Source organism: Desulfobaculum xiamenense (assembly GCF_011927665.1).
GTDB classification, from domain to species: domain Bacteria; phylum Desulfobacterota; class Desulfovibrionia; order Desulfovibrionales; family Desulfovibrionaceae; genus Desulfobaculum; species Desulfobaculum xiamenense.
In genome coordinates this window covers 1,649,248-1,674,711 of sequence record NZ_JAATJA010000001.1, presented here as the reverse complement: position 1 = coordinate 1,674,711, position 25,464 = coordinate 1,649,248, and the positions used below count along the sequence as shown (strand labels likewise).

The window sequence follows — 25,464 nt, the reverse complement described above, 5'->3', positions numbered from 1 at the left end:
CGCCGGGAAACCATCACCATAAAGGTGGATATATGGCCGGACCCATTCGAATAGGCGACCTGCTCCGCGACAGGGGATTCATTGGCGACGAGCATATCCGCTACGCGTTGCAGGTGCAGCGCGTGACGAAGGAGAAGCTCGGCCAGGTGCTGACGCGTACGGGTCTCGTCTCCGAGTACGACCTCGTGCATACCGTGGCCCAGCAGCTCGAACTGGACCACGTGAATCTCGACAGCATTTCGCCGGATTTCCAGCTCCTCAAGCGCTTCAACCGCAACACCTGCCTCGCCATGCGCATCTTCCCCTACGGTGTGCGCGACAATCAGGTCGTCGCGGCCATTTCGGACATTCCCGAGTCCAAGGCGGAGCAGTTCATCGTCCGCGCAACGGGCATGAAGCCGCTGTTCACCATGGCCGAGGAAAGTCGCGTCATCTCCGCCATCTACAATTTCTTCTATTTTTTGGACAACCCGGTCGAAAAGCTCATGCAGCGCGAGGTGGGCATCATCGCCGCCGACACCAGCCGGACGGTCAGCCCCGACACGCTCATCAACTACATCCTGCTTCTGGCGGTTAAGCAGCGCGCCACGGACGTGCATCTGCGGCCCATGGCCCGCGGCATCGCCGTGGCCTTCCGCGTGGACGGCGTGCTGCGCAACATGGCCTTCCTGCCGCCGCAGCTCTCTCGCGTGACCACATCCATCAAGCTGCAGGCGGGCATGGACATCGCCGAGCAGCGCCTGCCGCAGGACGGCCGCTGGACGGCGAACCTCCTCGAACGGCGCTACGACATCCGCGTGTCGTCGGTTGTGACGCCCTTCGGCGAGAACATCGTCATGCGTCTGCTCTCGCAGGAGCGGGCCAGCCTGTCGCTGCCCGCCCTCGGCTTCCTTGAAGATGACGTGCGCACCATCGGCAGGCTGTTCGACGAGCCGTTCGGCATTTTGCTGCTCACCGGCCCGACCGGATCGGGCAAGACCACCACGCTGGTCACCGGTCTGACCACGCTGGATCTGCTCGGCAAGAACGTGATCACCGTCGAGAACCCCATCGAATATGTGGTGCCGCTGGCGCGGCAGACGCAGGTCAACGAGGGCGCTGGGTATGGCTTCTCCAACGCCATGCGCCACTTCCTGCGTCACGACCCGGACGTCATCCTCATCGGCGAAATGCGCGACGAGGAGACGGCGTCCACGGCTCTCACCGCGGCCACCACCGGTCACCTCGTGCTGTCCACCCTGCATACGAACACGGCCATCGGCTCCATTCCGCGCCTTCAGGGCCTCGGCATGGATACGCAGATGCTGGCCGAAAGCCTCATCGGCGTGGTCAGCCAGCGTCTGGTGCGCACCATTTGCCCGCACTGCAAGGTGGAATACGCGCCGTCGCAGGAGGAGATCGACTACCTCGGCGAGACCGTGGAGAAACTCTACCGGGGGCAGGGCTGCGAGGCCTGCAACCACTCCGGCTACATCGGCCGGACGCTGGTCTACGAGATTCTGGTCGTGGACCGCGATGTGCGCGAGGCCATGGAAAAGGACATCGAACTGACCCAGCTGGAGGACATGCTTCGGCGCAAGGGATTCAAGACCATGTTCGACATAGGCATCGTGAAGGCGCGAAGTGGCGCGACCACGGTGGAAGAACTGCAACGCGTGCTCGGAAAGACGCGCTACTAGCGTCGCCCGGGCCACAACCGGAAACCAGCAGGATAGAGCATGCCAATATTCCGGTTCAAGCTCCTGACCGCACAGGGCAAGGTCGATAGGGGAGTGGTGGAGCTTCCCTTCGACGACGACGCCCCGGCCATCCGCTATCTGGAGCGGCAGGGCGGGGTGGTCATCGCCATTCAGCGGCTGGGCACCGTGATGTCGTGGGTCACGAAGTTGGCCACGCAGGGCTTTGCGCGCGTCAGCCGTTCCGACCTCGCCGAGTTTTTCAACAATATGTCTATGCTGCTTGGGGCTGGCGTTCCCGTGCTGTCGTCCATGGACGAGATCATGCAGGAGATCAAGAACCCGATGCTGCTCATGACGCTCAAGTTCATGCGCACCGACATCGAGAGCGGGCAGACCTTCGGCGAGGCGCTGGCGCGTCATCCCAAGGTCTTCAACCCTCTCGTGCAGTACATGTGCCGCATCGGCGAGGAAACCGGTATGCTGGACCAGATGTGCAAGAAGTCTGGCGAGCACCTCGAACACATCGAGGAGATCGTCAGCGGCACCAAGCGCGCCTTGGTCTACCCCGGCTTCATCCTCGGCGTGGTCATCCTGTCGTGCTTTTTCTGGTTCTATTTCGTGGTGCCGCGCATCGTGAAACTCTTTTCGGACATGGGCGTGGCCACGCCAACCCCCACGCGCATACTCATCGCCATTTCCAACTGGTTCCAGCTCTATTTCGGATGGACGGTCATCGGCGTCGTGGGCAGCGTGATTCTGCTGAACTACGCGCGGAAAAAGAGCGTGCGCGTGCATTACGTGATGGACTACATCGCGCTGCGCATCCCCATCTTCTCGACCATCATTGAGACGTCCATCATCGCGCGCGTCACGGAGTATCTGGGCATTTTGCTCGGGGCGGGCGTGGGCGTGCTGCGCACCCTCGAAATCATCACCGAGTCCATGACCAACATGGTCTACAAGGGACGGCTCATCCTCGTGCAGGATGGCGTTCGCAACGGCAACCCGCTTTCGGACTCCATGAAGCAGTCCGAGGCACTGCATCCGTTCGCCGTGCGCATGGTGTCCGTCGGCGAGCAGACGGGCCGCATAGAAGAACAGACGGCCTACGTGGCCAAGCTCTACCGGGACAAGCTCGCGGCGTTGGTGGAGGTTCTGGGCAAGACGCTGGAACCGGCCATGCTCGTGTTCATGGGACTCCTGTTCGGAGCCATTTTCGCGGGCCTGCTGCTGCCCATCTACGACATGATCGGCAAGGTCGGCTAGCCGGCCGCAAGGAGACGGTATGCGTTGGATCGTCAGTGTGATTCTGAGCGTGGCGTTCGCGGCGGGCATCGTGCTGTTCTATCAGGTGTGGATGGACTTCCGCGTTTCGCAGGCGGAGATCGAGTTCCTCAACACCGAGATGCAGAACTACCGCCGCGTGGAGAAGCTCTTTGCCGAGCAGGAGGAGAAGGTCGTGGTGGTCAATGGGCTGTGGGAGCAGATTCAGCAGGTGGGGCTGGCCCCGGACAACTGGTTGCTCTATCCGCTGTCCATCGGGCGGACCATGGAATGGCGCGATCTCGAAAAGCTTCTGTACCTCGCGTCCAACGATCCGGACAAGGGCGGGTACTGGTTCCGCCCCACGGCGCTTCGCGTGACGCGTGTCGTCGTCGCTCCGGAATCCGCTGAAGGCACGGCGCCCGCGCAGCCTCCCGCCGGCGAGAAGCCTGCGGCGGGAGGTCCACTGCCGAAGCAGATGTACGAAACGGTCATGCAGGGCGAGTTCATGATCCCGAAGAACAGGTAGCGCGAATCCCACAGGCATTTAGCGAAGCGGGGACCGATGATGACTGATCCCAAGAAGAATACCGGGCGGCAGCCGGAAGAGATCGAGGAAGGCACCGGGACGACACAGCCGGGAGTGCCGGAACTCGAACTTGAGGACATCTCCTGGGAACTCGAGGATTCGTCCGCTGCGGGCAAAACGCCGCCGGAACCCGAGGCGCCCGAACCTGCGCCTGCGGCCCTCGATCCCTTCGCGTCCGAGGTCGCCGACGAGGCACGCGCCGACATGGAGGCTACGGCCGGGGAAGAAGCGGCAACTTCCGACGAAGGCTACGCCCTCGTTGATGAGGAGTACGCGGAGCAGGATGCCGCCCCCGAGGAGTACGAGACCGACGCGCAGGAGGTTTCCGGCGAATACGGGACCGAAGCCGAATCCGCCGAACTGGAGCAGGAGCCGGAGCCAGCCTACGAGGAGGAGGCTCCGCAGGAGGTCGGATACGAACTCGAATCCGAATCTGCCCCCGAGCCTGAACCCGAGCCTGAACCCGAGCCGGAGCCGCAGAGCGTCGCGCCTGCCGCACCACCGCGCATGGAATACGAGGAGGACGAGGAGAGCGCGGAGGCGACCTATAGCCGCGACTGGGGCTGGAAGACCAGCCGGTCTGGATTCTCGCCCTTCGTGTTTGAGCTTGGCGGCGTGAAGCACATGTTCAGCTCGCGCGGCATCGACATCATCGAGGATATTTCCGCCCTTGGCGGCTACTTCAAATACCTTGTGGACAATGTGGACGCGCCGGGCATGGGGCTTCTGACCCTGTCTACGGAGTTCAAGTACGCCGGGGTGCTGGCGCGCAAGAACCTTGAGGAGTCCGGCGAGCTGACGCCCGAAGGCAGCCTGCACATCTTCTCGCGGCGCAAGCTGGAGGGCGGGCAGGTCAGCGTGTTCTACGAGGTGCTGCCCCGCAACCGTCATGTCGGACTCATGGAGCTGTACAACAGTTCGGTCGACGGTTTCGTCATTCTCGACAGCGTGTCCATGATGTACGGGCTGCTGCGCAGGAAGGGGCGCGGTGTGCATGCGCTGGCGCTGCACCTGCCCGGAACCATCGTGCTCGTCGCGGGCAAGAACGGCGACGTGCATCTGGCCCGGCGCTACACCCTCGTCGGCGACGACGAGCAGGCGCTGGTGGAAGGCATCTTCGCCCTCGAACAGGACCTTGTGGCCCTCGAAAAGAACATGGGCCAGAAGATTAGCCACGTGGACTGGACCGAGGCCCTGACACCCACGCTGGAGCTGCCGCAGCCCGACGTTGATATTCCGATCATTCCCACGGCCGTGCACGAGTTCACGCTCAATGGCGAACGGGTGTGGTCTGCGCTGCCGCAGGTCGTGTCCGCCGTGCCGACGAGCGGCAACCTCGGCCCGAAGGAAGAGGCCTACCTGCGGCCTCTGGAACAGGCCGAAAAGTGGCTGTGGGCCGTTCTGCTGGCCATGGCCCTTGTCGCGGGCGCGGGCGTGTACGCCATTCAGGGCGTGCGTGGGCAGGTGAAGTCGCAGGTGCAGAGCATCAAGATGCAGATGAACGAGCTGGAGAATCGTCTGCGCTCGCGGGCGGTGAATGTGGCCTTCGAGGACGTGGACCCGGCGCTGAATCTGGCCAACGGGTTCCGTCAGGCCGCGTTGTCACCGCCTTTTGGCGAGATGTGGAACTTCCTCTCGTCGCTTCGGCCCGGTTCCATACGGGTGGACGGTCTGGAACTGCGCTACTCGCAGGATTTCGTGGATGTGCGGCTTGAGGGGCAGGTGGAGATGGAGCTTGCCGGGGCGCAGCAGGTCTTCACGGCCTACATCGAGGACATGGAGCGCGCGGGCTTCACGGTGACGGGACAGCAGCTCGATCTGGACCTCGAAGGAAACTACTACACGCTCAACGTCCGTTGGCCTCTGACCGAGAAGGGGGACTAGATGCACCCAGGCAGGCGGAACATACTCATACGCTGGGTCGGGTACGGCATCGTGGTGCTGGGGACGGTGGGGTGGCTCGCCACCAAGGATCACCAGATCCCGACGTTCAAGTCCACGGTGCTCGAACGGCTTGCTCCCAAGCAGGTCGCCATACCCACCGACGAGGCCACGAAGGCCATCCGGGCCGCCATCGATGTGCTCAAGGGGGCCAAGGCCACCTATGCCAAGGTCGATGTCGTGGACCCGGCACTCATCGTGCTCGAAGAGGAGGTCCTCAAGGAGCAGGGGCGCCAGAGCCTTCAGCTTTCGTCCATCTCCATCGGACCGAAGAGCCGCCACGTGGTGCTTTCCGGCGCGGTGTACCAAGAGGGGGACACGCTGCCCGACGGCAGGCTGATCAAGCGTATCGAGCCGGATGCAGTTGTCTTCGGCGTTGGCGACACCGAGGAACGCCAGAACTGGCAGCCGCCCTTCAGGGTGGAGCTGCGGCGTCCCGAAAGGGACAAGACCGAAAAGGTCTTCGACCCCACGCAGACGCAACCCGGAGCCGAGTCCGTCGAAGGGCACGCCGGCACCGGAACGGTAGATGTCGGGCAGTTGCCTCCGGACCTGACTCCGGATCAGGCATTGCAGATTCTGCAGCAGCTCGGGAAACAGAAGTAGGGGCGCGGCATGCTCGAGACTATACGCAATACGACAGTGAGCGGCTCAAAGGGCAGGACCATATCCGGGCCTCTTTCGTCCGGGAGGGGGGGCAAGGTGCCGACCATGCGCAGGTACATGATCGTTTTCGGTCTGATGGCGATGTCGCTGGGGGTGCTTTCGTGCGGTAATCCGTCCACGAAACAGCTTGAGACGAACCTCGAGTACGACGCGCTCTACAAGAGCATCCGCTCGGAGAACGAGGAGTTCCTGAAGGCTCGCGCGCAGGAGGATCAGCTGCAGGCGGAGAAGGGCCTTCTGGCGGAAGCCATCGAGCCGGTGCTCCCGGAGTTCAACCCGCTGGAGGAGACGCGGATTTCCATCAGCGTGCAGGAAGAGACCATCCACAATGTCCTCTTCCTTATCGCGCGAAACTCCGGGCTGAATCTGGTCATCGAACCAGGCATCAGCCTTGAGAACCGCATCACCATCAGCTTCGAGGACGCCTCGTCGGCCCTCGTGGTGGAGAAGCTTCTGGAGGCCTACGATCTGGCGTGGGAGGTGAAGGACAACATCCTCTACGTCCAGCGCTGGAACGAGCGGACCTTCGAGCTTGATTTCGTCAACGTCACTTCGGAGGTCACCACCGCCAGCGGCGGCGACATCTTTGGCAACCTCGGTTCCGAGGGCGCAAGCGGCGAGCTCAAGGGCGAGTTCACGCTGGCCACCACCATCGGCGGCACGCTGGAGGACGACTCGCTCTACGGCCTGATCCTCGAAACCGTGGACGCCATCATCAATGAGGCCAGCGGCAACATGCAGGGCGGCGGCGGAGGCGGAGGCGGCGGTGGCGTGTCATCCGACGAGAACGGTTTCTTCGCCCTCGATCCACTGGCCGGTCAGCTCTACGTGCGCACCACGCCGGGCAAGCTGCGTGCCGTGGCCAAGATGCTCAACAACCTGAAGGCCAAGCTGTCGCGGCAGGTGGTCATCGACGCGCGCATCCTGCAAGTGGTGCTCGACGACGAGTGGAATCTCGGCATCGACTGGAGCTATGTGGACCAGCGCCTGAGCGCGGGCGATTCCGGCTCCACCTTCGAGTTCCTGAGCCGCTCGAACAAGGCCTTCGACCAGCGCAACTGGGCGGATGACAAGACCATCCTGCGCATGACCGGCTTCACCAAGGGCGATATCGCCATCAATGCGGCCATCGAGGCCATGCAGACCTTCGGCGGCGTGAAGACCGTGGCCAACCCGCATGTGCGCGTGCGCCACGGGCAGCCCGCGCTGTTTACCTCCGGCGAATCGGCGAAGTACGTCAGCGCCATCAATCGCGAAATCGACGATAACAACAAGACGACCTACAGCGTGGAAACCTCCACGGTGTTCAACGGCGTGATGCTCGGCGTCATCTGCTTCGTCAACGACGATAACAAGATCGACATGCAGGTCTACCCCATCAAGAGTGAGGTGGACCCGTCGAGCCTGACGCGCGTTACGGTCACGGCGGATGACGATCAGATATCCCTGCCCAAGGTCGAGGTGAAGAATGTGAGCACCAACGTCCGCGTGAGCGACGGCGACACCATCATCCTCGGCGGCCTCATCGACAAGGTCACGGGCAAGACGGATACGGGCGTTCCCGGGCTGGCGCAGGTGCCGGGACTCGGCTGGCTGTTCAAGAGCCGCGCCCAGTCCGAGCGGGTGCGCGAACTCGTGATCATCATGAACATCAGGATAGTGCAATGAGCGTCATCTACCGCAGTCTTCAGCAATTGAAGAAGGAAGAGGCGGCGCGGGAGACGCGTCAGACGCCGCAAGCCGTGGCTCCGCGCATGAGCAAGCTCGTGCTTCGGGCGCTGGCCTACACGGCCGTGCTCGTGCTGCTGGTCGGCTCCGGCCTGTTCTTCATCAAGCAGGAGGTGCAGCAGATCGAGATTCCGCCGCCGCCGGACCTGCCCACCGCGCCGACGGCGAAACTTCAGGAGCGCGGCGCGGCGGTGGAGAAGATTCTGGAGGGCGACATCAGCGCCGAACTGGCGCGGCCGACGCGGCAGATGGATTCCGGCATTCAGGAGCCGATCATCAAGCAGCGGCTCTATCGCCCCCCGCAGGAGGAAACCGCGAAGGAGGCCGTGGACCTCACCAAGCCCACCAAGGCTCTGGAGACCCATTTCGCCAAGCGCGCGCGTTCCAATGAGGAGGTGCTCTCGCTCCAGCGCAAGCTCATCCAGTCCTCCGAGACGGGCGACCTGAGCACGTCCAAGGATCTGCTGGATAAGATGACCACGGAGATAGGCCGCAAGGAGAGCGCCACCAAGTACAAGTGGGAAGGCTATCTGGCCCTCAAGGAAAAGCGCTATGCCGACGCCGAGAACTACTACCGGCGCGCGGTGGGCATTCGTCCCGGCGACTTCGTGAGCAATCTGAACCTTGCCTATGCGCTTCTGGGGCAGGACAAGCGTGACGAGGCCATTGGCATATACCGTGCGCTTGTGGAGCGTTACCCCATGAACGAGAAGGTGCTGCAACTCGGGCGCATTCTCGGTGAGCGCTGATGAATTTTTGCATCATGGATCATCGAGGCCCCGCAGGATGAAACGCCTGCGGGGCCTTCGTCCTTTTCGGGCGATGTCATGGGCGTTGCGTAGTGCTCCCGCACGAGGGGGTTTCCGCGAATTGGCTTGTGCATGAACGTTGTATCGCGTATGTTTTGCATATGAAATCGGCATGATGGAACATGGATGGCGGCGCATTTTTCCGCTGGCTGGCAACGGGAATGTTCTGCAAAAGGCGGTTGTTATGGAATCACGTGAACGCGGAAGCGGCGCAACCTCTCCCATGAGCGGAGAGGCATTGCACGATCACCTGAGTACCTACGCCGAGATCGGCATGGCGCTTTCCGGCGAGTCGGACGTCAACCGCCTGTTGGAGATGATCGTCTACGAGGCCCGAAAGATCACCGGGGCGGACGCCGGGACGCTGTACATGGTCGGCGACGACGGGTCGCGGCTCGATTTCGTCATCCTCCAGAACGAGACCATGAACACCCGCATGGGCGGCACCACGGGCGTGAGCATCAACCTGCCGCCGGTGCCGCTGTACGTGGACGGCGAGCCGAACCACGCCAACGTCTCCTCCCATGTCGCCGTCACCGGCGATATCGTCAATATCGACGACGTCTACGAGTCCGAGGAATTCGACTTCACCGGCCCTCGCAAGTACGACGCCGCCACGGGCTACCGCTCCAAGTCCATGCTGGTCATCCCCATGCGCAATCACGAAAACGAGATCATGGGCGTGCTCCAGCTCCTCAACGCCACCGATCCGACAAGTCCGGACGGCATCGGCGGCTTCACGGACGACCGCGTCATGCTGGTGGCCTCGCTGGCCTCGCAGGCCGCGGCGGCGCTGACCAAGACCCAACTCATCCAGGATCTCAAGGACCTCTTCTACGCATTCATCAAGAGCATCGCCAACGCGATTGAAGAAAAGTCCCCCTACACGGGCGGTCACATCAACCGCGTGGTGGATATCACCATGATGATCGCCGAGGAGATCAACCGTCTCGACGAGGGACCGTTCAAGGACGTCTTCTTCACCGAGGACGAGATGGAGGAGCTTAAGCTGGCGGCGTGGCTTCACGACGTCGGCAAGATCATCACCCCGGAATACGTGGTGGACAAGTCCTCCAAGCTCGAAACCATTTTCGACCGCGTGCACATGGTCAAGGCGCGGCTCGACCTCATCGCCAAGGTCATGGAAGCCGATTTCATGCGCCGCATGCTCGACCTCTACGAGTCCGGCTCCCCCGATTTAGCCGCACTGGACGCCCTGCACACGGAGCGCGACGAGGCGCTGGCCAAGCTGGCGGACGATAGCGCCTTCGTGCTGTCCTGCAACGAGCCGGGCGAGTTCATGAGCGACGAGCGCATCGAGCGGCTCAAGGGCATTGCGGCCAGAACTTTCACCGTGGATGGTGAGACGCAGACCTACCTCACCGATGACGAACTGAAGAACCTCTGCATCCGCAAGGGCACCCTCACCGGCGAGGAGCGGGGCATCATCGAGAACCATGCCCGCATGACGGGAAAGATGCTCGGCGAACTGCCCTTTCCCAAGAAGCTGTCCCGCGTGCCGGAGTACGCCAGCGCTCACCATGAGAAGATGGACGGCACGGGCTATCCGCTCGGGCTATCGGGTGACGAATTGGCCCTGCAGTCGCGCATCATGGCTGTGGCCGACATCTTCGAGGCGCTCACCGCCAAGGACCGTCCCTACAAGAAGCCCATGCCGCTGTCGCAGGCGGTGAAGATTCTTGGGTTCATGAAGAAGGACAAACACGTCGATCCGAACGTGCATGACCTGTTTCTCTCTTCCGGCCTCTTTCGCGAATACGCCGAGCATGAACTCAATCCCGACCAATTCGACGAGGTGGTCGTCAACCCCTGCCTGACCGAGCGTCGGGTGCTCATTGCCTCGACCGCACCCGAGGAGGGCGTGGAGGATATCCTGACTGGCTGGGGGGCGCAGATCGAGCGTGTGGCGGACGCCGCGCAGGCCGAAGGGCTGCTGCGCGAGGCCTTCGAGAAGGGCGAGCCGTTCAAGCTAGCGATTCTGGATGCGGACCTGCCCGAAGGCGGCGGATTCGCCGTGGCCGAGGCGTTGGTCAAGGTTCCGGGCTTTCCCGCGTGGTCGCTGGCGGTGGTCGCGTCCGGGCATGTTCCGGGAAATGCCAGCCTTGCGGTGGGATTGGGGCTTGCAGGGTACTTGGTCGCTCCTGTAGAGGTGGAGGAGCTTCGCAAACTGGTCCAGTGCATGGAGGAGCGGGCGAAGCGGGCCGCCGTGGCCGTTCACGCCAAGATGTGCCGCCTCGACGAGGATGACGGTGCGTCGCGCCGCATTCTCGTCGTGGATGATTCAGCCAACTCGCGGATGCTCGTGCAGTACTATCTCAAGGGCACACCCTATGAGGTGGAGTTCGCCGAGAGCGGGCGGCGGGGTGTGGCGGCCTTCGGGCAGACGGCCTACGCCCTGGTGCTCATGGGCTCCCAGCTTGCGGACATGCCCGGACATGCGGCCATCGACGCCATGCGGAGCATGGAACGCGAGGCCAGGCTGTGTGCGACGCCGTTCATCGCGCTGACTCCGCACTATGTTGCGGATGCCGGGCCGGAGAGCCTACGTGTGGGATACAATGATTTTCTGGCGAAGCCCATTGCCAAGCAGGACCTCCTGGCGATGGTCGATCGATACATGAACCGATAGGCGCGGGTGGCGGTCCACAAGCATCCCGCGCACGGAAAAGACGCCGAATGGACCTCAATTCCTCCACGAAATACAAGACGCTCCACAAGGGGCAGATCATCTTCAAGGAAGGCCAGAAAGGCTCCGTCGCCTACATGCTCAAGAAGGGGACGGCGACGGTCTTCCGTACCCAGAACAACAAGCGTCTCGTGCTGGCCCGCATTCTGCCCGGACAGGTCTTCGGCGAGGAGGGCCTCTTTACTGCTGGCCCGCGTAACGCCTCGGCCGTGGCCGAGGAACCGTGCGAACTCATCGTCATCGATCAGGACGTGTTCCGGACCATGCTCCTCAAGTGCCCCGGTCCGATTCAGCGGCTGATGCGTTCGCTGGTGGAGCAGGTGCACGGCATGCAGGGCAGGCTGGCCGAGAGCGTGACCAGCAACGTGCTGACCAGCGTGTGTGGCGTGCTGGAACTCATGCATCGTGCGCTGTGCGCCACGGAGCGGACCAACGGAAGCAGGCATGGCGTGAGCTATGCGGAGCTTTCCCGCCAGTGCAAGGACATTCTGCTCGTCTCCCAGCTTGAGATCGACGAGATATTGGCACGGCTGGGTAAGCTCAAGATCGTGGAAATCACCGACGTGCGCGAACCGGTCATGAAGCGCGACGCGCTGGGCCGCATGCGCCGCCAGTCCGATTTTCTCAAGGATCGCTACGTAGCCATTCCCGAGCCGGACAAGTTCATGACCGTGGTCCGCAATCTCAGTCAGGAAATGGGCGGCGCGCGTCCGCCATTCACCGAATGTCTCGAATTCGTGGATGTCTACGATTTTGCGAAGAGCGTTGGGGCCGACCCGGAGATCATCTACCGCAAGATGGGCTACAAGGAGATTCCCGAGACCTATTTCTTTTTCCACAAGCCCACCGTGGACGAGTGGGCCAAGGAGATGGGCGAGGAATTCTTCAAGCGCGTCAAGCGCAAGCGGGTGAACGTGGACGAACTGGAGACCGTGGACGACATCGTCCACGTGGACAATACCACCCTGCAGGAGGCCTTCTCGCGCATCGGCTATCACAAGATGGCGCTTTTGGCCGCGATGGCTGGTGAGGAGGCGCGCGGAAAGATTTTTGGCAACCTGTCGAAGAAGATAGCGGCCATCGTTCGTGACGAGTCCGGCTCCATGGAAGGGGTGGAGGAAATGGAAGCCGCTGACGCCGAAGACGAACTCATGGAGATCATCAGGGACATCAAGGGGAGCACCAAGTGAACGTCGCAACGCTGATCGGCATCATCTTCGGCATGGCCGTTCTCGGCTTCGCCACATGGTTCTCCACCGCCAGCGCGTGGGTCTTCCTGAATGGTCCCGGCCTCGCCATCGTCCTTGGCGGCACTGCGGCTGCGACCTTCATCTGCTATCCCATGCGCGAGGTTGCTCGCGTGTTCCAGATCTTTCTCATCGCCCTCGGGCGCGAGGAATTGCCCATCGGCGAGTACATCGGCGCGCTGCACAACCTCGCCGATGCCGCCTCGCGCGGGGGGACCATGCGCCTTGAGAAGAAGCTCCCCGGCATCGAAAACGAGTTCATGAAGGACGCCGTGCAGATGCTTGTGGATGGCTACCCGCGCGAGGAACTGCGCGAGATTCTCGATACCCGCATCCATCAGACCTACGAGCAGGAAATGTCCGCCGCGGGCATCTATCGCACCATGGCCCGGCTGGCCCCGGCCTTCGGTATCATCGGCACGCTCATCGGCCTCATCGGCATGATGCAGGCCATGGGCTCGAACCTGCGCGAGATTGGCCCGGCCATGGCCACCGCGCTGACCACCACCCTCTATGGCATTCTGCTCGCGAACATGGTCTTTCTGCCCATCGCCGTGAAGGTGGAGAAGCGCATCGAGGAGCGGGCCATTCTCATGTCCGTCATCCGCGACGGCATGCTGTTCATCAAGGACCGCACGCCCGCGCTCATCGTGCTCGACAAGCTCAAGGCCTACCTGCCGCCCCGGCGCTGGGGGTCCATCAGCGTTTCGCGCAAGGCTGCGCCCGCGCGTCCGGCATCGGGCGGTCGGGCATGATTCGCTTCTCCGAGCGCCGCGCCGCCAACGAGCGCGATGCCGGGAGCTGGGAATTGTCCTTCGCGGACATGATGACCCTCATCCTGTGCTTCTTCATCCTCGTCGTGGCGGTGAGCGAGGTGGACTCGCGCCAGTATTCGCAGGTTGCCGAATCCCTTGGCGACGCCATGAACGTCCGCAAGCCCGCCAACGCCACCAAGGCCGAGGACGTGCCGGAGTCCGTGCGCATCCGCATCCGCACCCTCGCCCAGATCGAGAAGGACCTTGCCCAGCGCATCGGGCATGAGCGCGACGCTGTGGATATCGAGAAGCGTCCCGACGCCGTGGCCGTGAATCTGCATGGCGCGGTGTTTTTCGACCTCGGCAGCGCGGAGTTGACCCCGCGTGCGCTGGCCACCCTCGATCACATTCTTCCCGCCCTGCAGGGTGTGCCCTATCGGCTGACCGTGGAGGGCCACACGGACGACATTCCCATCCAGTCCGAAATTTTTCCTTCCAACTGGGAGCTTTCCGCCGCGCGTGCATCGGCCGTGGCGCGCCACCTCATCGACAAGGGCTTTCCGCCGGAGCAGATACAGGTGAAGGGACTGGCTGACACGCGGCCCAAGTTCGCCAACCGCGACGCCTTCGGCAATCCCATTCCCGAAAATCAGGCGCGTAACAGGCGCATCGTGCTGCTTGTGGAGCCCTGATCCGCAGGCGCGTTTTCTAAAGCGATGCGAACCGCATGAAAAAGGCCGGACATTGTCCGGCCTTTTTTGTGTGCAAAATGCGGCGTGGCGGGGCGGTCAGCGCTCGGCGACGAGCCGTGCGGCTGCGGCCCGCAGTTGCGCGGCGTCCATGCCTGGCTTGAGCGACGGATGGTACATGAGGCGCAGAGCGTTGGCGTCGGCATCAGGAAGTTCGCAGGACCGCTTCTGCACGGAGGTGCAGGCCGTGGAGAAGACGCTGTCTCCAGCGCCGGGCACGCAGCCCGTGACGCCGAGGGCGCGAAGCGTCTCCCGCAGGATGGTGCGCGGGGTGGCGGCGTCGCGGTAGAGCACCACGTTGGCCGATTCGATGCTCTGGTCCGGTGCATAGGTGTTGCGGGTGTAGCCGTCGAGTCCGTCGCCGCCGTCGAGCAGGAAGACCGAGATGTTTGGCTCGAACTCCGTGACACGCAGGGAGATGCTCACCGTCTCCTTGAGCACGGCGTTGATGCGCTCTACGGCGTCGGCCACCATGGCGCGCTCCCGGTCGTCGCGCGCTCCGAGGATGCGCACCCGCGCGTCGCCGGTCCACTTGGTGAGGATCATGCTGCGCGCCGGTGTGCCGTCCTGCGCCATCTGGTCGTCCTTGTCGTGCAGGGCGAGGAGGACGAGGCGGTCTATGGCCGCGTCGTCGAAGAGTCGTATGGGCTGTGGGGCGGGGCGGGCGGTTTTCGGCGTGCGCGTCGGGCTGACCGCCGCCACGAGGGCCACGGGCGGAGCCGGAGGCGCGATGCGCGTGTCGCTGGGGGAGCAGGCCGGGGAATATGGATGGAAATCGGTTTCCGGAGCGGCTGCCTGCGCCGGCGGCTGTACCGGGGACTTTGACGGAGCGAGGGTTACGACTTCGAGGGGCGGCTCGACGGACGCGTGTTCCTCGGCTGCTGCGGTGGTGTCGGAATCTGCCGCTGTCGGTGCCGGTGTCGCTGTCGCTGTCACTGTCGCCATTGGAGCTGGGGCCGGTGCCTCGGCCTGCGCGTCCGCGATTGCGGCGGGATGGGCGGAACTAGGCGTTGGCGTTGGCGTGACACTGCGGGGAACTTGCTCGCCCGCAGGGGGAGCGGGTTCCGGAGTTGCGGTAGGCGTCGGAGCCGTACTGAGGGACGGCGCGGGGGCGGCTTTGGGCGTGGGCGCGTGTGTCTGCGCCGCAGGCGTGCATGGTTGTCCCGCGCTGGGTGCGACGGCTTGGGGTTTGACTGTGGAGGGCGCGACGGTCTGTGGCGCGACGGGCTGGAGCGTGTTGGGCTGTGGCGCGCTTGGCGTATCGGTCAGCATGCCAGCATCCGTGGCGGGCGTCGTGACGGACCGGTGCTGCTGTGACATTTCGGGAGCAGGCGTTGCGGCGACGGGGGGTGTGGCCTGTGGCGTCGTGTGTTTGCCGCCGTCGCTGCGGATGCGGTAGCGCTTGTCCATGTCGGCTGGCGGGGTCGGTGCCTTCGGAGCCGTTGGGCCGGGGACCGGGGCGACGGCGGCAGGCGGCGCGATGGCCGGTGCCTTGGGTGTCGCGGCGATGGGAATCTGCCCCGTCGTTTTCGCGGTTGGCGTGTTTGCGCCGGGGCCGGGCGATTTCATGAGGCTCTTCCAGTCCACCCGGTCGGTCGCGGTCCGCTCGCGCGAGAGGAGTTTGTCCCAGTCGATATCCGGGGAGGCCTTGCGTTCTCGCGCGACGGCCTTCCAATCCACGTGGTCCGAATCGCCCCCTGCGGCCGGAACCGCCGGGAGGATGGTCGCGATGAGCAGGGCCAACGTCACAATGCGGGGCGTGCGCATGCCGGATTCCTCTTCACTGGTGTTGAGCCGTGCGCGCCGTGTGCGGAGCAGCGCCGGGCCGGAAATGAGTCACGCATGACCCTAGTTGAAAATGTCTTTGGAGCCAAGAGCTTGCGTGAGATTGCGTGGCGTGTGCGTGCGAAATCGCTGTTCGTGTCGGGCAGGCCTCGAAATATGCGGATGGAGGGGATGGGGACGGCCTGATGGCGCGTCTTCTGGTGTATGGTGTGCCGCAAAAGAAAATCCCGCCGGGGGCGGGATTTTTTGTCGTGGATGGGGGCTGACGGTCTGGTTAGGCGTAGCGCGGCTCTTCCTCGCGCACGACCTGAAAGGCCTTGCTGCCCTTGACCGTTCCGGGCAGGCCGAAGAATTTTTTCACGCCCTGCACCTCGGCGGTGAGCAGTTCCTCTGTGTCCGTGTCGAGGAGCAGAATGTCGCCGATGTCGAGGTTGAGGAGCTGGCGGCCGGTGATTTTGCTGCGGCCCAGTTCGATGACCAGTTCCACCGGCGTTTCGAGCAGGCGCTCTTTGAAACGCGCGATCCACGCGTGGTCCACCTCAAGGCGTTCCGACTGGAAGGACGCGTGCAGCTTGGAGCGGATGGGTTCGAGGGTGGCGTAGGGCAGGCAGGCGATCATCGAACCGATGGCGTTTTCCAGTTCCACCTCGAAGGTGACCACGATGACCACGTCGGACGGCGGAACGATGGCCGCGAACTGCGGGTTGATCTCCGAGCGCGTCAGCTCGATGTGCACCTCGTGCACGGGACGCCACGCGTCCTCCATGTTCGAGAGGGCGATCTTGACCACGCGGTCCACGATGGCCTGTTCGATGGGCGTGAAGTCGCGGCCCTCGACCTTGGGCTGGCTGCCCGCGCCGCCGAAGAAATTTTCCACCAGCGCGAAGACCAGCCGCGAGTCCACGACCAGCAGGGCGTTGCCGCGCAGGGGGTCCATCTTGAAGATGTTGATGGACGTGGGCACCGGCAGCGAGCGCATGAAGTCGCCGAACTTCGACATGTCGATGGAGATGGGGTTCAGGTCCACGCGCTTGCGCATGGCGTTGGCCAGCGCATTGGTGCACAGCCGCGCGAAGCGGTCGTTGACGATTTCGAGAACCGGCATGCGGCCGCGGATGATGCGGTCCTGGTTCGCGAGGTCGAACGATACGACACCGGAGTCGTCCTCCGGTATTTCCGCCTCCGCTTCGATTTCGCCTCCGGAAAGGCCTCGAAGTAGCGCGTCGACTTCGTCCTGATCGAGAATCTTGCTCATTTTTCCGCCTCTTGCCTGTTCAACGGGCGGCAGAAAACGCCGCCTCGGAAAATGTCGTGCCCATACACTACGGTACGCCGCCGCCATGCGCAATGCCTGATAAGCGGCGGTAGCGCAAGGGATTGTCCGTTGGTTCGCGCGGCTTGTCGCGGCGCGTCGGCTTGTGCCCCTGTGCGTGGTGCGCCAAGCGATGCAAGACGCGAACCACTCGCTGCGAAATTATCGGGATGGACCGCCGTGCCCCGCTGTGCGGGCGGATGGGGGTGATTCGTGCGTGTCGCATCCCATGGATGACGTTGGAAATTTGACGTGAACCCGCGCTGGGCGGTTGCCCCCCGGGGGCGGGGAAAAGTCTGGATCAACCGGCACATCTTGGGTTAATCCCTTGCAAAATCGCATGCGGAAACCTACAAATGACATATCAACCATTTTCAAGCAGACGTCTGTGGGGCACGAATGTGGGCATAAGCTTCAAACAGGTGGCCATAGTCTCGGGGATGGAGGACCATCTGCGCCGGGACAAGCTGACCATGCAGAAGTTCCGCCCTGGGCGCGTGCTTACCTTTTCGTCCGGTGAGGAGGCGCTTGCCGTGCTCGGCGGCGAGGACGTGGACATCGTTATCTGCGACACCCGCCTGGCGGACATGGACGGCACGCACTTCATTCGCATCCTGCGCCAGATCCCACGCTTCCGGACCACCCCGGTGATGATGGTCACCACGGAGAACGCCAAGAACGCCGTGCTCGACGCCATTTCCTCGGGCTGTACGGGCTATGTGCTGCGGCCCTATTCCTTCGAGACGTTCCAGCGACACATCGTCATGGCCCAGCAGCTTCAACGCTTCAGCGAGATCGAGGTGGAGCAGCTCAAGGCCGCGCAGGATATGGTGGCGCAGGGCGACTTCGACGACGCCATCGAGGAATTCGAGGAAATACTTACCCTGCAGGACGAGGCCCAGAAGTACTACGACATGGGCTGCGACTATCTTTTTCGGCAGAAGTTCGGCAAGGCCATCGTCTCCTTCAACAAGGCCCTCAAGATCAATGACCTCTTCGCCGAGGCCTATCATGGTCTCGCGCAGGCCTACATGGGCAAGGGCGATTCCGAGAAGTACAAGAACTACATGCAGAAGGCCGCTGAGGTCCATGCGCAGTTCGACAGGATGGAGGAGGCCAAGACCCTCTTCATCGAGATTCTCAAGCACGACGTGCGCGCCCCCAATCCGTACAACACACTGGGCGTGCGGCTGCGGCGCAACGGTGACTATCCCGGTGCGGTGCATGCCTACAAGCGGGCGCTCGAATTGACGCCGGACGACGAGAACGTCCACTACAACCTCGCCAAAGCCTTCCACTACATGGGCGACCGGGAGAAGGCCACGACGGAGCTTATCGATGCGTTGCAGTGCAACAGCGATTTTCCGGAGGCGCTCAAGTTTCATCAGGAACTGCTCGGCACGCCGTGGCGCGGCGTCGCCGTGCGGCGTCCGGCGTCGGAGGTGTCGCAGACCATCAAGGACGTGTGACCCGTCGCGTTTCGTCGGACTTTCATGACGCGAACGGCCCGCCGTTCTCCCTTTGGAGAGCGGCGGGCCGTTTCGTTGTCGTGAGGGAGCGATGGAGCTAGAGCACCATGTTGAAGAGATAGCCCACCAGCAGAATGCCGCAGCCCACGACGCCCACGAAGACGCCGATGAGGCGGGGCTTGAGCACCCTGCGCAGGATGACGATTTCCGGCAGGGACAGGGCGATGACGCTCATCATGAACGCGAGCACCGTGCCGAGTGCCGCGCCCTTGGCGAACAGCGCCGAGGCGATGGGGATGATGCCCGCGGCGTTGGTGTAGAGGGGGATGCCGAGGGCCACGGCGGCGGGGACGGACCACCACGCGCTCTTGCCCATGAACGAAGCCATGAATCCTTCCGGCACGTAGCCATGGATGCCCGCGCCGACGGCGATGCCCGCGAGAACGTAGGGCCACACGCGGGAGACGATGTCGCGCACGGCCTCCAGCCCCTTGTCCATGCGGTCCTGCCTGCCCAGAGCCTTCTGTGCGCCATTCTCGGTCGTCGCCAGCCGCACCCAGTCCTCGATGTGGTTCTCCATGCCGAGCCTGCCGATCACCCAGCCCGCCACAATGGCCACGGCAAGTCCCGTTACGAGATAGAGCGCGGCCACGCGCCAGCCGAATAGGCCATAGAGCATGACCACGGCGATCTCGTTGACCATGGGCGCGGAGATGAGGAACGACAGCGTGACGCCGAGCGGAATGCCTGCCGTGACGAAGCCGATGAACAGCGGAACGGCCGAGCACGAGCAGAACGGCGTGACGATGCCGAGACAGGCCGCGAGGATGTTGCCGATGAATTCACCGCGCCCGGAGAGAAGCCTGCGCGTGAGCGCCGGAGTGAAGAAGCTGCGCACGATGCCTACCGCGAAGACGACCAGCGTGAGCAGCATGAGCACCTTCGGCGTGTCGTAGAAAAAGAAGCGCACGGCCTCGCCGAAGTGGGTCCCCGGCGTCAGGCCGAACAGGTCGAACGCCGCGAAGTCCGCCGCGTCGGGCAGCCATGCGTAGATCGTGCCCCATAGGGCGAGCCAGACGGGAAGCAGCCCGTAATGGGCGAGGGGGGAGCGGCGCACGGGCGTTGCTCCCTGCCCCGCGCACGCGCATGGTTCGCTTTCGGGACGGGGGGCGGCGATGTCTGCCATCGGTTTCAGTTCGAATTGTGCCATGGTGGTATGTCCTGTGCGGGCGGACGTGCCGTCAGCAGGATTTGGGGGTTGCGCAGAGTTCGCTGCGGTCGAATTCGTGCAGCCGGGCGATGAGGGCTGCGGTTTCGGGGTCGGCGTCCAGCCAGCCGTCGAGATGGTCGAGCATGGCGCGGGCGTAGGGCGAATCCCCGTCGGCCAGCGCGTAATCGACCCACGGGCCGTTTCTGCGGCGTAGCACGAGTCCCGCGTCCTCCAGTACCTTAAGATGGCGGGACACGGTGGGCTGGGCCAGCTCCAGCGCCGCGCGCATCTCGCAGACGCACATGCCGTGGCGATGCTGGAGCATCTTGAGAATTCGCACCCTGCCGGGATCGGACAGGGCCTTCATGACGGCGATGAATTGGTTCATGCGGAGTCCTCCATATGTATGAATTGCTATATGACGATATGGAGAGGCGTGTCAAGGTGCGTGGAGGATGGGGGAGGGGCGGGAAATGCGTGGGAAAGGGCGGTGCGGGCGTGGCGCGTTTGGCGAGATGTGTCTGGGAGGGGATGCGTCTGGCCCGGTACGTCTGGTCCGGTACGCTTGGAGTGAGGCGGGGCGTCAGCAGGTTCCGCCGATGGGCATGTCCGGCATGTCCGGGTCGTACTCGGCCACCCTGTTGCGACCGGCGTGCTTGGCCGCGTAGAGCGCCTTGTCGGCCCGGGCCATGATGCAGTCTATGTCCGTTTCCTCGGGCAGGATCGTTGCCATTCCTATGGAGACCGTGAAGGTGATGTCGTGGTGCTCGTAGCTGACGGCGGTCCGCTCCAGTTCCTCGCGCAGGCGTTCGGCGGCGCGCATGGCGTTGTCGCGGTCCGACTCGATGACTAGCGCCGCGAATTCCTCTCCGCCCAGTCTGCCGAAGAGGTCACTCTCGCGCAGTACGTGTTTGCATACGCGTACCAGCGCCTTGAGCACTTCGTCGCCAGCGGCGTGGCCGTAGGTGTCGTTGATGGTCTTGAAGTGGTCGATGTCGAGCATGAGGAAGGCGGGCGGGGTGCCGTAGCGCTGGGAACGGTGCAGTTCCTGCCCTGCGCGTTCGAGGAAGCAGCGGCGGTTGTTGGCTCCGGTCAGCGGGTCGGTGGTGGCCATGCGCTTGAGTTCGGTCTCCAGTCGCTTGCGGTCGGTGATATCGACCATGGAGACGATGACCTTGCCCCATGAATCCTCGTATCCCGGCGCGACGCTCAGGTGGATGGACACATGGCGAATGTTGCCCTTGAGGGTGTGACGGGTGGTTTCGATTGTTGCGTGCAGGCGGCCCTTGGCGAGGTTAACGAGTTCCTCGCGGAAGGACGACATGTCCGCGTCGGTGAGGAAGGTTTCCAGGCCGGGCAGCAGCTCGAATTTGCTCTCGGCCTCGAAGATGGCCAGCGTGGCCTGGTTGACGTCCAGAAGCCGGACCAGCGCCGCGCATTGCCGCACGGCCTCGTCGTGGGACGCGAAGTAGGTGTCGAAGTCGAGCACGCCCGAGTCGGCGAGGTCCTCCATGTACTGTTTGACGAGGGAAAAGTCCTCCTCCCATAGCGAGATGGGCGAATTCTCGAACAGCCCGCGAAAGCGCGCCTCGCTTAGGCGGAGCATGATGTTGCTGCGTTTGCGATCGGTGATGTCGCGACAGATGGCCTCCACGGCCACGGGCTCGCCCCTGTCGTAGATGAGCTGCATGTTGCACTCGGCGGTGAGCACGTGCCCGTCCTTGCGACGCAGGGCGATTTCGCGCAGCCGGACCTCGCGCTTCTGCCGCAGTTCTTCCATCAGTTCGTTGCGCATTTCCGGGGATGCGTGGATGTCGTTCATGTTCATGTGCAGGATGTTTTCGATGTCGTAGCCGAGCATGGACGGCAGGGCCTTGTTGACGAGAATGGGCCAGCCTTCGAGATCGCCGAGGTAGTAGGCGTCTTGCATATTCTCGAAGATGCGACGGAATTTTTCCTCGCTGAGCTTCAGGGCGTCCTGCATGCGGTTCTTCTCCGTCACGTCGTGGATGACGGAGTAGAGCAGTTGCGTGCCGCGGTATGTGACTGGGCCTGTGTAGACCTCGACCTCGCGGACGTCCCCGTTGGCAAGCCGATGGCGGAAGGTGAAGTGGTCGCGCTGCTCGGTGCGGGCGCGGTGCATTTCGTGGAGCGTTTCCTCGGGCGAGAGCATGTTGATGTCGGTGATGCGCATGGAGACGAGGGTGTCCCTGTCGTATCCGTAGAAGTCGCAAGCGGCGGGGTTCGCGTCCCGGATGGCTCCGGTTTGCGGGTCGATGATGAGCATGATGGAGTGGTTGTTCTGGAAGAACGTGCGGTGGTACTCCTCGCTCTGGCGCAGCGCCTTTTCGGCCTTCTTGCGGTCGCTGATGTCACGGATGGTGGCCATGATGGCGTCCCTGTTCGCGAACTGGACGCGTCGCAGGAAGACTTCCATGTCGAAGGACGATGCGTCGCGGGGGCGGCGCCCCTTCCATTCGAAAAGCCTTGGTTCTCCCTTTCGTGCCTGTTCCCAGAATACGGGCAGAAGGCCGGATGGATTGTCGGGGCTGGAGAGGTCCTTCTCGATGGACATCCGCAGTGCCTCGGCGCGTGTGAGGTCGAAAATGGACAGCATGGATTCGTTCACGTCGATGATTGAGCCGTCGAGGTCGTGGATGACGACGGCGTCGTAGGTGCTGTCGAAGATGCGGCGAAAGCGTTCCTCGGAGCGCTGTGCCGCGCGTTCGGCGTTTCGGAATTCGGTGATGTCGTTGAGGATGACGGTCAGCGTGACGTGCTCGTCGCCGTAGCGTTCGAGGGGAGCGCAGGCGATGTCGAAGCTGAACATCCTGCCGCCGAGTGAAATTTCGCGTTGCATCCGCAGGGCACCGGGGCGACCGGGAGGTGGCAGCGCCTCGGCCAGCCACGGGAGCAGGTCGCCGATGTAGGGCGTGGCGTCCGTCGGGGCGGGCGCATGGCCGCCTTGCGGGGTCTCGCCGCGCGTGCGGTCTACTAGCAGTTGTGCCGCATGGTTCATGCGATCCACATGGTACATCGCGTCGAGCAGGAAGACCGGCGAGGCGAGATTCTCGAACAGGTGGACGTAGCGGTTTTTTTCGCTTGTCAGCTCGCGGTTTCTGCCCTGAAGTTCGGCAAGTGTCGCATCGTGCGAAAGCCCGGTCCATTCCACGCACAGTGCCATCTCGAAGCGGTCGAAGGTGCGCAGGATGAAGGCTGCCATGGCGGTGCGCCTGTCCTCGGGGGCCTTTTGGTCAACGAGATCGAGATAGGCTTGCCGGTAGTACTTGAGTAGCCCCAAAAACATTTGCAGGGGGACACCGCGCGTGCGGTGACGGATGGCTTCCTTTACCCCGAAGGCGGTGATGGGGTCGTCCTCGAAGTCCTCTCCGGGCGGGAACTGGGGCAGTGTGTCGCCGTGGAACGCGCAGGCCTTTGTCATGGCATCGGACAGTCCGGCCACGGACATGCGCCAGTCCTCGGGCCGCGAGGATGTGCTGGCCGTGTAGCCGTGCTGCTTCGCATGGGCGAGGATGTGCTCAAGGAGCCAGTCCTCTTCCTGCGAAATGAGTCTCGACAGATCCTGCATGGCGACTTCCCTTCGGTGGACCGATGGTCTGGAGTCTGTGCCCGCGTGGTGAACATGAGGGCATCATATCGAGAATCGCAGAGAATGGGGGGCAAGGCAAGGGTGCTGGCACGGATGAGGCACCAATCGCTGTGGTGTTCAGTCGGGGTGGTATAGGGCCTTTTCCTGCTCCACCCACCATGGCTCCTCGCGCGGGTAGTAGAGGGGGCAGTTGCGGGTGTCGATGCGCGTATAGCCCCACGGCGCGGGGTTGTCGTGGCAGGCAGGGGCGGCGGTGAGACGATCAATGCCCACGGTCAGCGCGATGCTCAGTACGAGGAAGAGAATGGTCAGTCGCAATGTGTCGAGGCTCCGCTGGGAAAAAAGTGCAGCATGGGGCGGGGCATGCATGAAATATGCCCGTGTAGCGGGGCAATTCGGCGGCACGCGATTTTTTGTGCCCGTAACGTCTCGGCATTTCGTCCAGAGTCGCTCCCGTCGGGTGCCCAGCGTCGAGGAAACGTTGCACAGCCTTGCTTTCCGCATGTGGAACGGGTAGGGTTCCTCATGTGTCGCGCCTGCGACACGAGATCGACATCCACCCGTGACCCGGCCGGTCACCGAAACCATACTCGACATATGAACACGAATACATCTCTGCGCCGGGGGCTTGCCTCGGCACTGCGCATGGCGGGCGGCACGCTGATCATGCTGTGTCTGCTCAATGCCATTTTCATTGGTGCGGCTTTTGCCTCCGGCAGCGGCTCCATGCTCGAACCCAAGGCCCGCAGCGCCGCCGAACCGTCCGTTCCCGAGAACGTGCTCGCCGCCGTAGAGGGCCTCATCGGCATGACCAAGGACCCCTCGCGGCCCTTCGACGCGGCGGCGGCGGCTCCGCTTCTTGATTTCGTTGCCGAATCCGGGCGCACCGGGGACATGACCCTGCCCGACCGCGACGGAGCCAATGGCGTGTGCGTCAGCGAGACCATCGGAAGTCCGCTCTCGCGCATTCTCCAGTATGGCTACAATCCCGAGATTCCCGCCTATGTCGTGCTGCCCTCTGTGGTGCGCGTCAGCGGCTGGTACCCCGGAAGCGATATGGTCAATTCCCGCCCCCGCCTGTGGGAGCAGCTGGAATCGCTGACCGAGCCGGTAGTCCTGCGCGGGCGCGAGTTCGAGCAGATCACCCCGGATGTGTTCAGCGGCGGCTACTACAGCTATGATCTGTCCCGCCTGCTGGTGCTTACGCGGCACAACGGGCGCGGCGTGCTCATCTCCATTTCCCGGCAGGACGGTCCCTCGTCCGTGGGCCGCAAGGGCGCGGTGCTCGACGACGCATCGTGGCACTACCTCTATTCCAACGAGGAGGGGCTGACCAAGGGCGGCATCGGCTGGATGGATACCTACATGTACGATTCCGCTTCGGTCTCCGTGTATGTCGAGGGGGGCGCGGACAGCGCCCAGACGTCCACCATGGTCTTCAAGTGGCTCAAGGCTGGCTGGTCCGGCATCAACGTGGTGCGCCCCAAGCACATCATCACCGGCTGCCGCCGCTTCACCGAGGCCTTCCGGCAGGTCATGGAGTCCGACCGTCTGCCCGACGCCACGGCCATCGCCTGCAAGGTGCGCGAGTTCATGACCATGACCAACGACGAGCTGGAATCCATGCTGCAAGGCTACGCCCGCGAGATAGAATCCCGCTGGGGCGACAACCCCCTGCTGCGCGAGCGCACGTTCGCACGGCTCATGAAGGGGGACAGCTACATCGCCGCCCTCTCGCGCGACGAGCGCATCAGCCTGCTCATCAAGGGCTATCTGCGTTCGGCGCTTGGCGTGTCCTGATCGGGCACCCTGAATCGTTATGCATGCGAAACGGCGCTTCCCCATGCGGGGGAGCGCCGTTTTTTCGTGTGGCGCGCGGTGGTGGGGCGTATCGATCCATTGCGTCGTTTCGTCGCCGCACGGCCCTAACTGCCGAATTCCATTC

General features: G+C 63.3%; 19 protein-coding genes. 13 read left to right on the top strand and 6 right to left on the bottom strand.

Annotated elements, in window-relative coordinates:
* Positions 1 to 32: 32 nt before the first annotated feature.
* The 11 genes from GGQ74_RS07595 to GGQ74_RS07545 all read left to right on the top strand — a co-directional run bounded on the left by GGQ74_RS07595 (position 33) and on the right by GGQ74_RS07545 (position 14,076).
* Positions 33 to 1,679 (top strand): GspE/PulE family protein, encoded by a 1,647-nt coding sequence (locus GGQ74_RS07595; protein WP_167940881.1) that lies wholly within the window; start codon positions 33 to 35, stop codon positions 1,677 to 1,679.
* A 39-nt stretch (positions 1,680 to 1,718) separates the two neighbouring features.
* Complete coding sequence (locus tag GGQ74_RS07590; protein ID WP_167940880.1) at positions 1,719 to 2,945, top strand: type II secretion system F family protein; 1,227 nt, start codon at positions 1,719 to 1,721, stop codon at positions 2,943 to 2,945.
* A gap of 19 nt (positions 2,946 to 2,964) precedes the next feature.
* Positions 2,965 to 3,471, top strand: a complete 507-nt coding sequence (locus GGQ74_RS07585; protein WP_167940879.1) for a hypothetical protein — start codon at positions 2,965 to 2,967, stop codon at positions 3,469 to 3,471.
* A 39-nt stretch (positions 3,472 to 3,510) separates the two neighbouring features.
* Positions 3,511 to 5,415 carry a hypothetical protein gene (locus tag GGQ74_RS07580; RefSeq protein ID WP_167940878.1) on the top strand — a complete coding sequence of 635 codons (1,905 nt, stop codon included), beginning with the start codon at positions 3,511 to 3,513 and terminating at the stop codon, positions 5,413 to 5,415.
* On the top strand, positions 5,416 to 6,078 hold the full coding sequence (locus tag GGQ74_RS07575; protein ID WP_167940877.1) for a SctD/MshK family protein: 663 nt from the start codon (positions 5,416 to 5,418) through the stop codon (positions 6,076 to 6,078).
* A gap of 105 nt (positions 6,079 to 6,183) precedes the next feature.
* On the top strand, positions 6,184 to 7,806 hold the full coding sequence (locus GGQ74_RS07570) for a hypothetical protein (RefSeq protein ID WP_167940876.1): 1,623 nt from the start codon (positions 6,184 to 6,186) through the stop codon (positions 7,804 to 7,806).
* Positions 7,803 to 8,615, top strand: a complete 813-nt coding sequence (locus GGQ74_RS07565; protein ID WP_167940875.1) for a tetratricopeptide repeat protein — start codon at positions 7,803 to 7,805, stop codon at positions 8,613 to 8,615. The genes GGQ74_RS07570 and GGQ74_RS07565 overlap by 4 nt, the downstream gene beginning before the upstream one ends.
* A 298-nt stretch (positions 8,616 to 8,913) precedes the next feature.
* Positions 8,914 to 11,325: an HD domain-containing phosphohydrolase gene (locus GGQ74_RS07560; RefSeq protein ID WP_245168144.1), complete on the top strand. Its 2,412-nt coding sequence runs from the start codon at positions 8,914 to 8,916 to the stop codon at positions 11,323 to 11,325.
* 47 nt (positions 11,326 to 11,372) lie between these two features.
* Entirely contained in the window at positions 11,373 to 12,572 is a 1,200-nt protein-coding gene (locus GGQ74_RS07555) for a cyclic nucleotide-binding domain-containing protein (RefSeq protein WP_167940873.1), read from the top strand.
* Positions 12,569 to 13,384 (top strand): MotA/TolQ/ExbB proton channel family protein, encoded by an 816-nt coding sequence (locus GGQ74_RS07550; protein WP_167940872.1) that lies wholly within the window; start codon positions 12,569 to 12,571, stop codon positions 13,382 to 13,384. Before GGQ74_RS07555 ends, GGQ74_RS07550 begins: the two co-directional genes overlap by 4 nt.
* Positions 13,381 to 14,076, top strand: a complete 696-nt coding sequence (locus tag GGQ74_RS07545; protein ID WP_167940871.1) for an OmpA/MotB family protein — start codon at positions 13,381 to 13,383, stop codon at positions 14,074 to 14,076. The genes GGQ74_RS07550 and GGQ74_RS07545 overlap by 4 nt, the downstream gene beginning before the upstream one ends.
* A gap of 96 nt (positions 14,077 to 14,172) precedes the next feature.
* Here the strand turns inward: GGQ74_RS07545 and GGQ74_RS07540 are convergent, their stop codons facing one another.
* Positions 14,173 to 15,900, bottom strand: coding sequence for a hypothetical protein (locus tag GGQ74_RS07540; RefSeq protein ID WP_167940870.1), 1,728 nt, complete (start codon positions 15,898 to 15,900; stop codon positions 14,173 to 14,175).
* A gap of 292 nt (positions 15,901 to 16,192) precedes the next feature.
* Complete coding sequence (gene fliM / locus GGQ74_RS07535) at positions 16,193 to 17,173, bottom strand: flagellar motor switch protein FliM (RefSeq protein WP_167940869.1); 981 nt, start codon at positions 17,171 to 17,173, stop codon at positions 16,193 to 16,195.
* Between the two features lie 413 nt (positions 17,174 to 17,586).
* Between fliM and GGQ74_RS07530 the strand changes: the two genes are divergently transcribed.
* Positions 17,587 to 18,699 (top strand): response regulator, encoded by a 1,113-nt coding sequence (locus GGQ74_RS07530; protein WP_167940868.1) that lies wholly within the window; start codon positions 17,587 to 17,589, stop codon positions 18,697 to 18,699.
* A 97-nt stretch (positions 18,700 to 18,796) separates the two neighbouring features.
* Here the strand turns inward: GGQ74_RS07530 and GGQ74_RS07525 are convergent, their stop codons facing one another.
* The 4 genes from GGQ74_RS07525 to GGQ74_RS07510 form a co-directional block, all read right to left on the bottom strand.
* Complete coding sequence (locus GGQ74_RS07525) at positions 18,797 to 19,909, bottom strand: permease (RefSeq protein WP_245168143.1); 1,113 nt, start codon at positions 19,907 to 19,909, stop codon at positions 18,797 to 18,799.
* A 31-nt stretch (positions 19,910 to 19,940) separates the two neighbouring features.
* The gene (locus GGQ74_RS07520; RefSeq protein WP_167940867.1) at positions 19,941 to 20,297 is read right to left on the bottom strand and encodes an ArsR/SmtB family transcription factor; all 357 of its coding nucleotides are present in this window, start codon (positions 20,295 to 20,297) and stop codon (positions 19,941 to 19,943) included.
* Between the two features lie 195 nt (positions 20,298 to 20,492).
* On the bottom strand, positions 20,493 to 23,498 hold the full coding sequence (locus GGQ74_RS07515; RefSeq protein ID WP_167940866.1) for a PAS domain S-box protein: 3,006 nt from the start codon (positions 23,496 to 23,498) through the stop codon (positions 20,493 to 20,495).
* A gap of 138 nt (positions 23,499 to 23,636) precedes the next feature.
* Positions 23,637 to 23,837 carry a hypothetical protein gene (locus GGQ74_RS07510; RefSeq protein ID WP_167940865.1) on the bottom strand — a complete coding sequence of 67 codons (201 nt, stop codon included), beginning with the start codon at positions 23,835 to 23,837 and terminating at the stop codon, positions 23,637 to 23,639.
* Between the two features lie 279 nt (positions 23,838 to 24,116).
* Here GGQ74_RS07510 and GGQ74_RS07505 point away from each other — a divergent pair, with 279 nt between their 5' ends.
* Positions 24,117 to 25,319 (top strand): hypothetical protein, encoded by a 1,203-nt coding sequence (locus GGQ74_RS07505; protein ID WP_167940864.1) that lies wholly within the window; start codon positions 24,117 to 24,119, stop codon positions 25,317 to 25,319.
* The last annotated feature ends 145 nt before the right edge of the window (positions 25,320 to 25,464 follow it).

Coding starts and splice junctions, on each gene's coding strand:
- GGQ74_RS07595 (WP_167940881.1), top strand. CDS start 33: ATGGCCGGACCCATTCGAATAGGCGACCTGCTCCGCGACAGGGGATTC.
- GGQ74_RS07590 (WP_167940880.1), top strand. CDS start 1,719: ATGCCAATATTCCGGTTCAAGCTCCTGACCGCACAGGGCAAGGTCGAT.
- GGQ74_RS07585 (WP_167940879.1), top strand. CDS start 2,965: ATGCGTTGGATCGTCAGTGTGATTCTGAGCGTGGCGTTCGCGGCGGGC.
- GGQ74_RS07580 (WP_167940878.1), top strand. CDS start 3,511: ATGACTGATCCCAAGAAGAATACCGGGCGGCAGCCGGAAGAGATCGAG.
- GGQ74_RS07575 (WP_167940877.1), top strand. CDS start 5,416: ATGCACCCAGGCAGGCGGAACATACTCATACGCTGGGTCGGGTACGGC.
- GGQ74_RS07570 (WP_167940876.1), top strand. CDS start 6,184: ATGCGCAGGTACATGATCGTTTTCGGTCTGATGGCGATGTCGCTGGGG.
- GGQ74_RS07565 (WP_167940875.1), top strand. CDS start 7,803: ATGAGCGTCATCTACCGCAGTCTTCAGCAATTGAAGAAGGAAGAGGCG.
- GGQ74_RS07555 (WP_167940873.1), top strand. CDS start 11,373: ATGGACCTCAATTCCTCCACGAAATACAAGACGCTCCACAAGGGGCAG.
- GGQ74_RS07545 (WP_167940871.1), top strand. CDS start 13,381: ATGATTCGCTTCTCCGAGCGCCGCGCCGCCAACGAGCGCGATGCCGGG.
- GGQ74_RS07540 (WP_167940870.1), bottom strand. CDS start 15,900: ATGCGCACGCCCCGCATTGTGACGTTGGCCCTGCTCATCGCGACCATC.
- fliM (WP_167940869.1), bottom strand. CDS start 17,173: ATGAGCAAGATTCTCGATCAGGACGAAGTCGACGCGCTACTTCGAGGC.
- GGQ74_RS07530 (WP_167940868.1), top strand. CDS start 17,587: ATGACATATCAACCATTTTCAAGCAGACGTCTGTGGGGCACGAATGTG.
- GGQ74_RS07525 (WP_245168143.1), bottom strand. CDS start 19,909: ATGGCACAATTCGAACTGAAACCGATGGCAGACATCGCCGCCCCCCGT.
- GGQ74_RS07520 (WP_167940867.1), bottom strand. CDS start 20,297: ATGAACCAATTCATCGCCGTCATGAAGGCCCTGTCCGATCCCGGCAGG.
- GGQ74_RS07515 (WP_167940866.1), bottom strand. CDS start 23,498: ATGCAGGATCTGTCGAGACTCATTTCGCAGGAAGAGGACTGGCTCCTT.
- GGQ74_RS07505 (WP_167940864.1), top strand. CDS start 24,117: ATGAACACGAATACATCTCTGCGCCGGGGGCTTGCCTCGGCACTGCGC.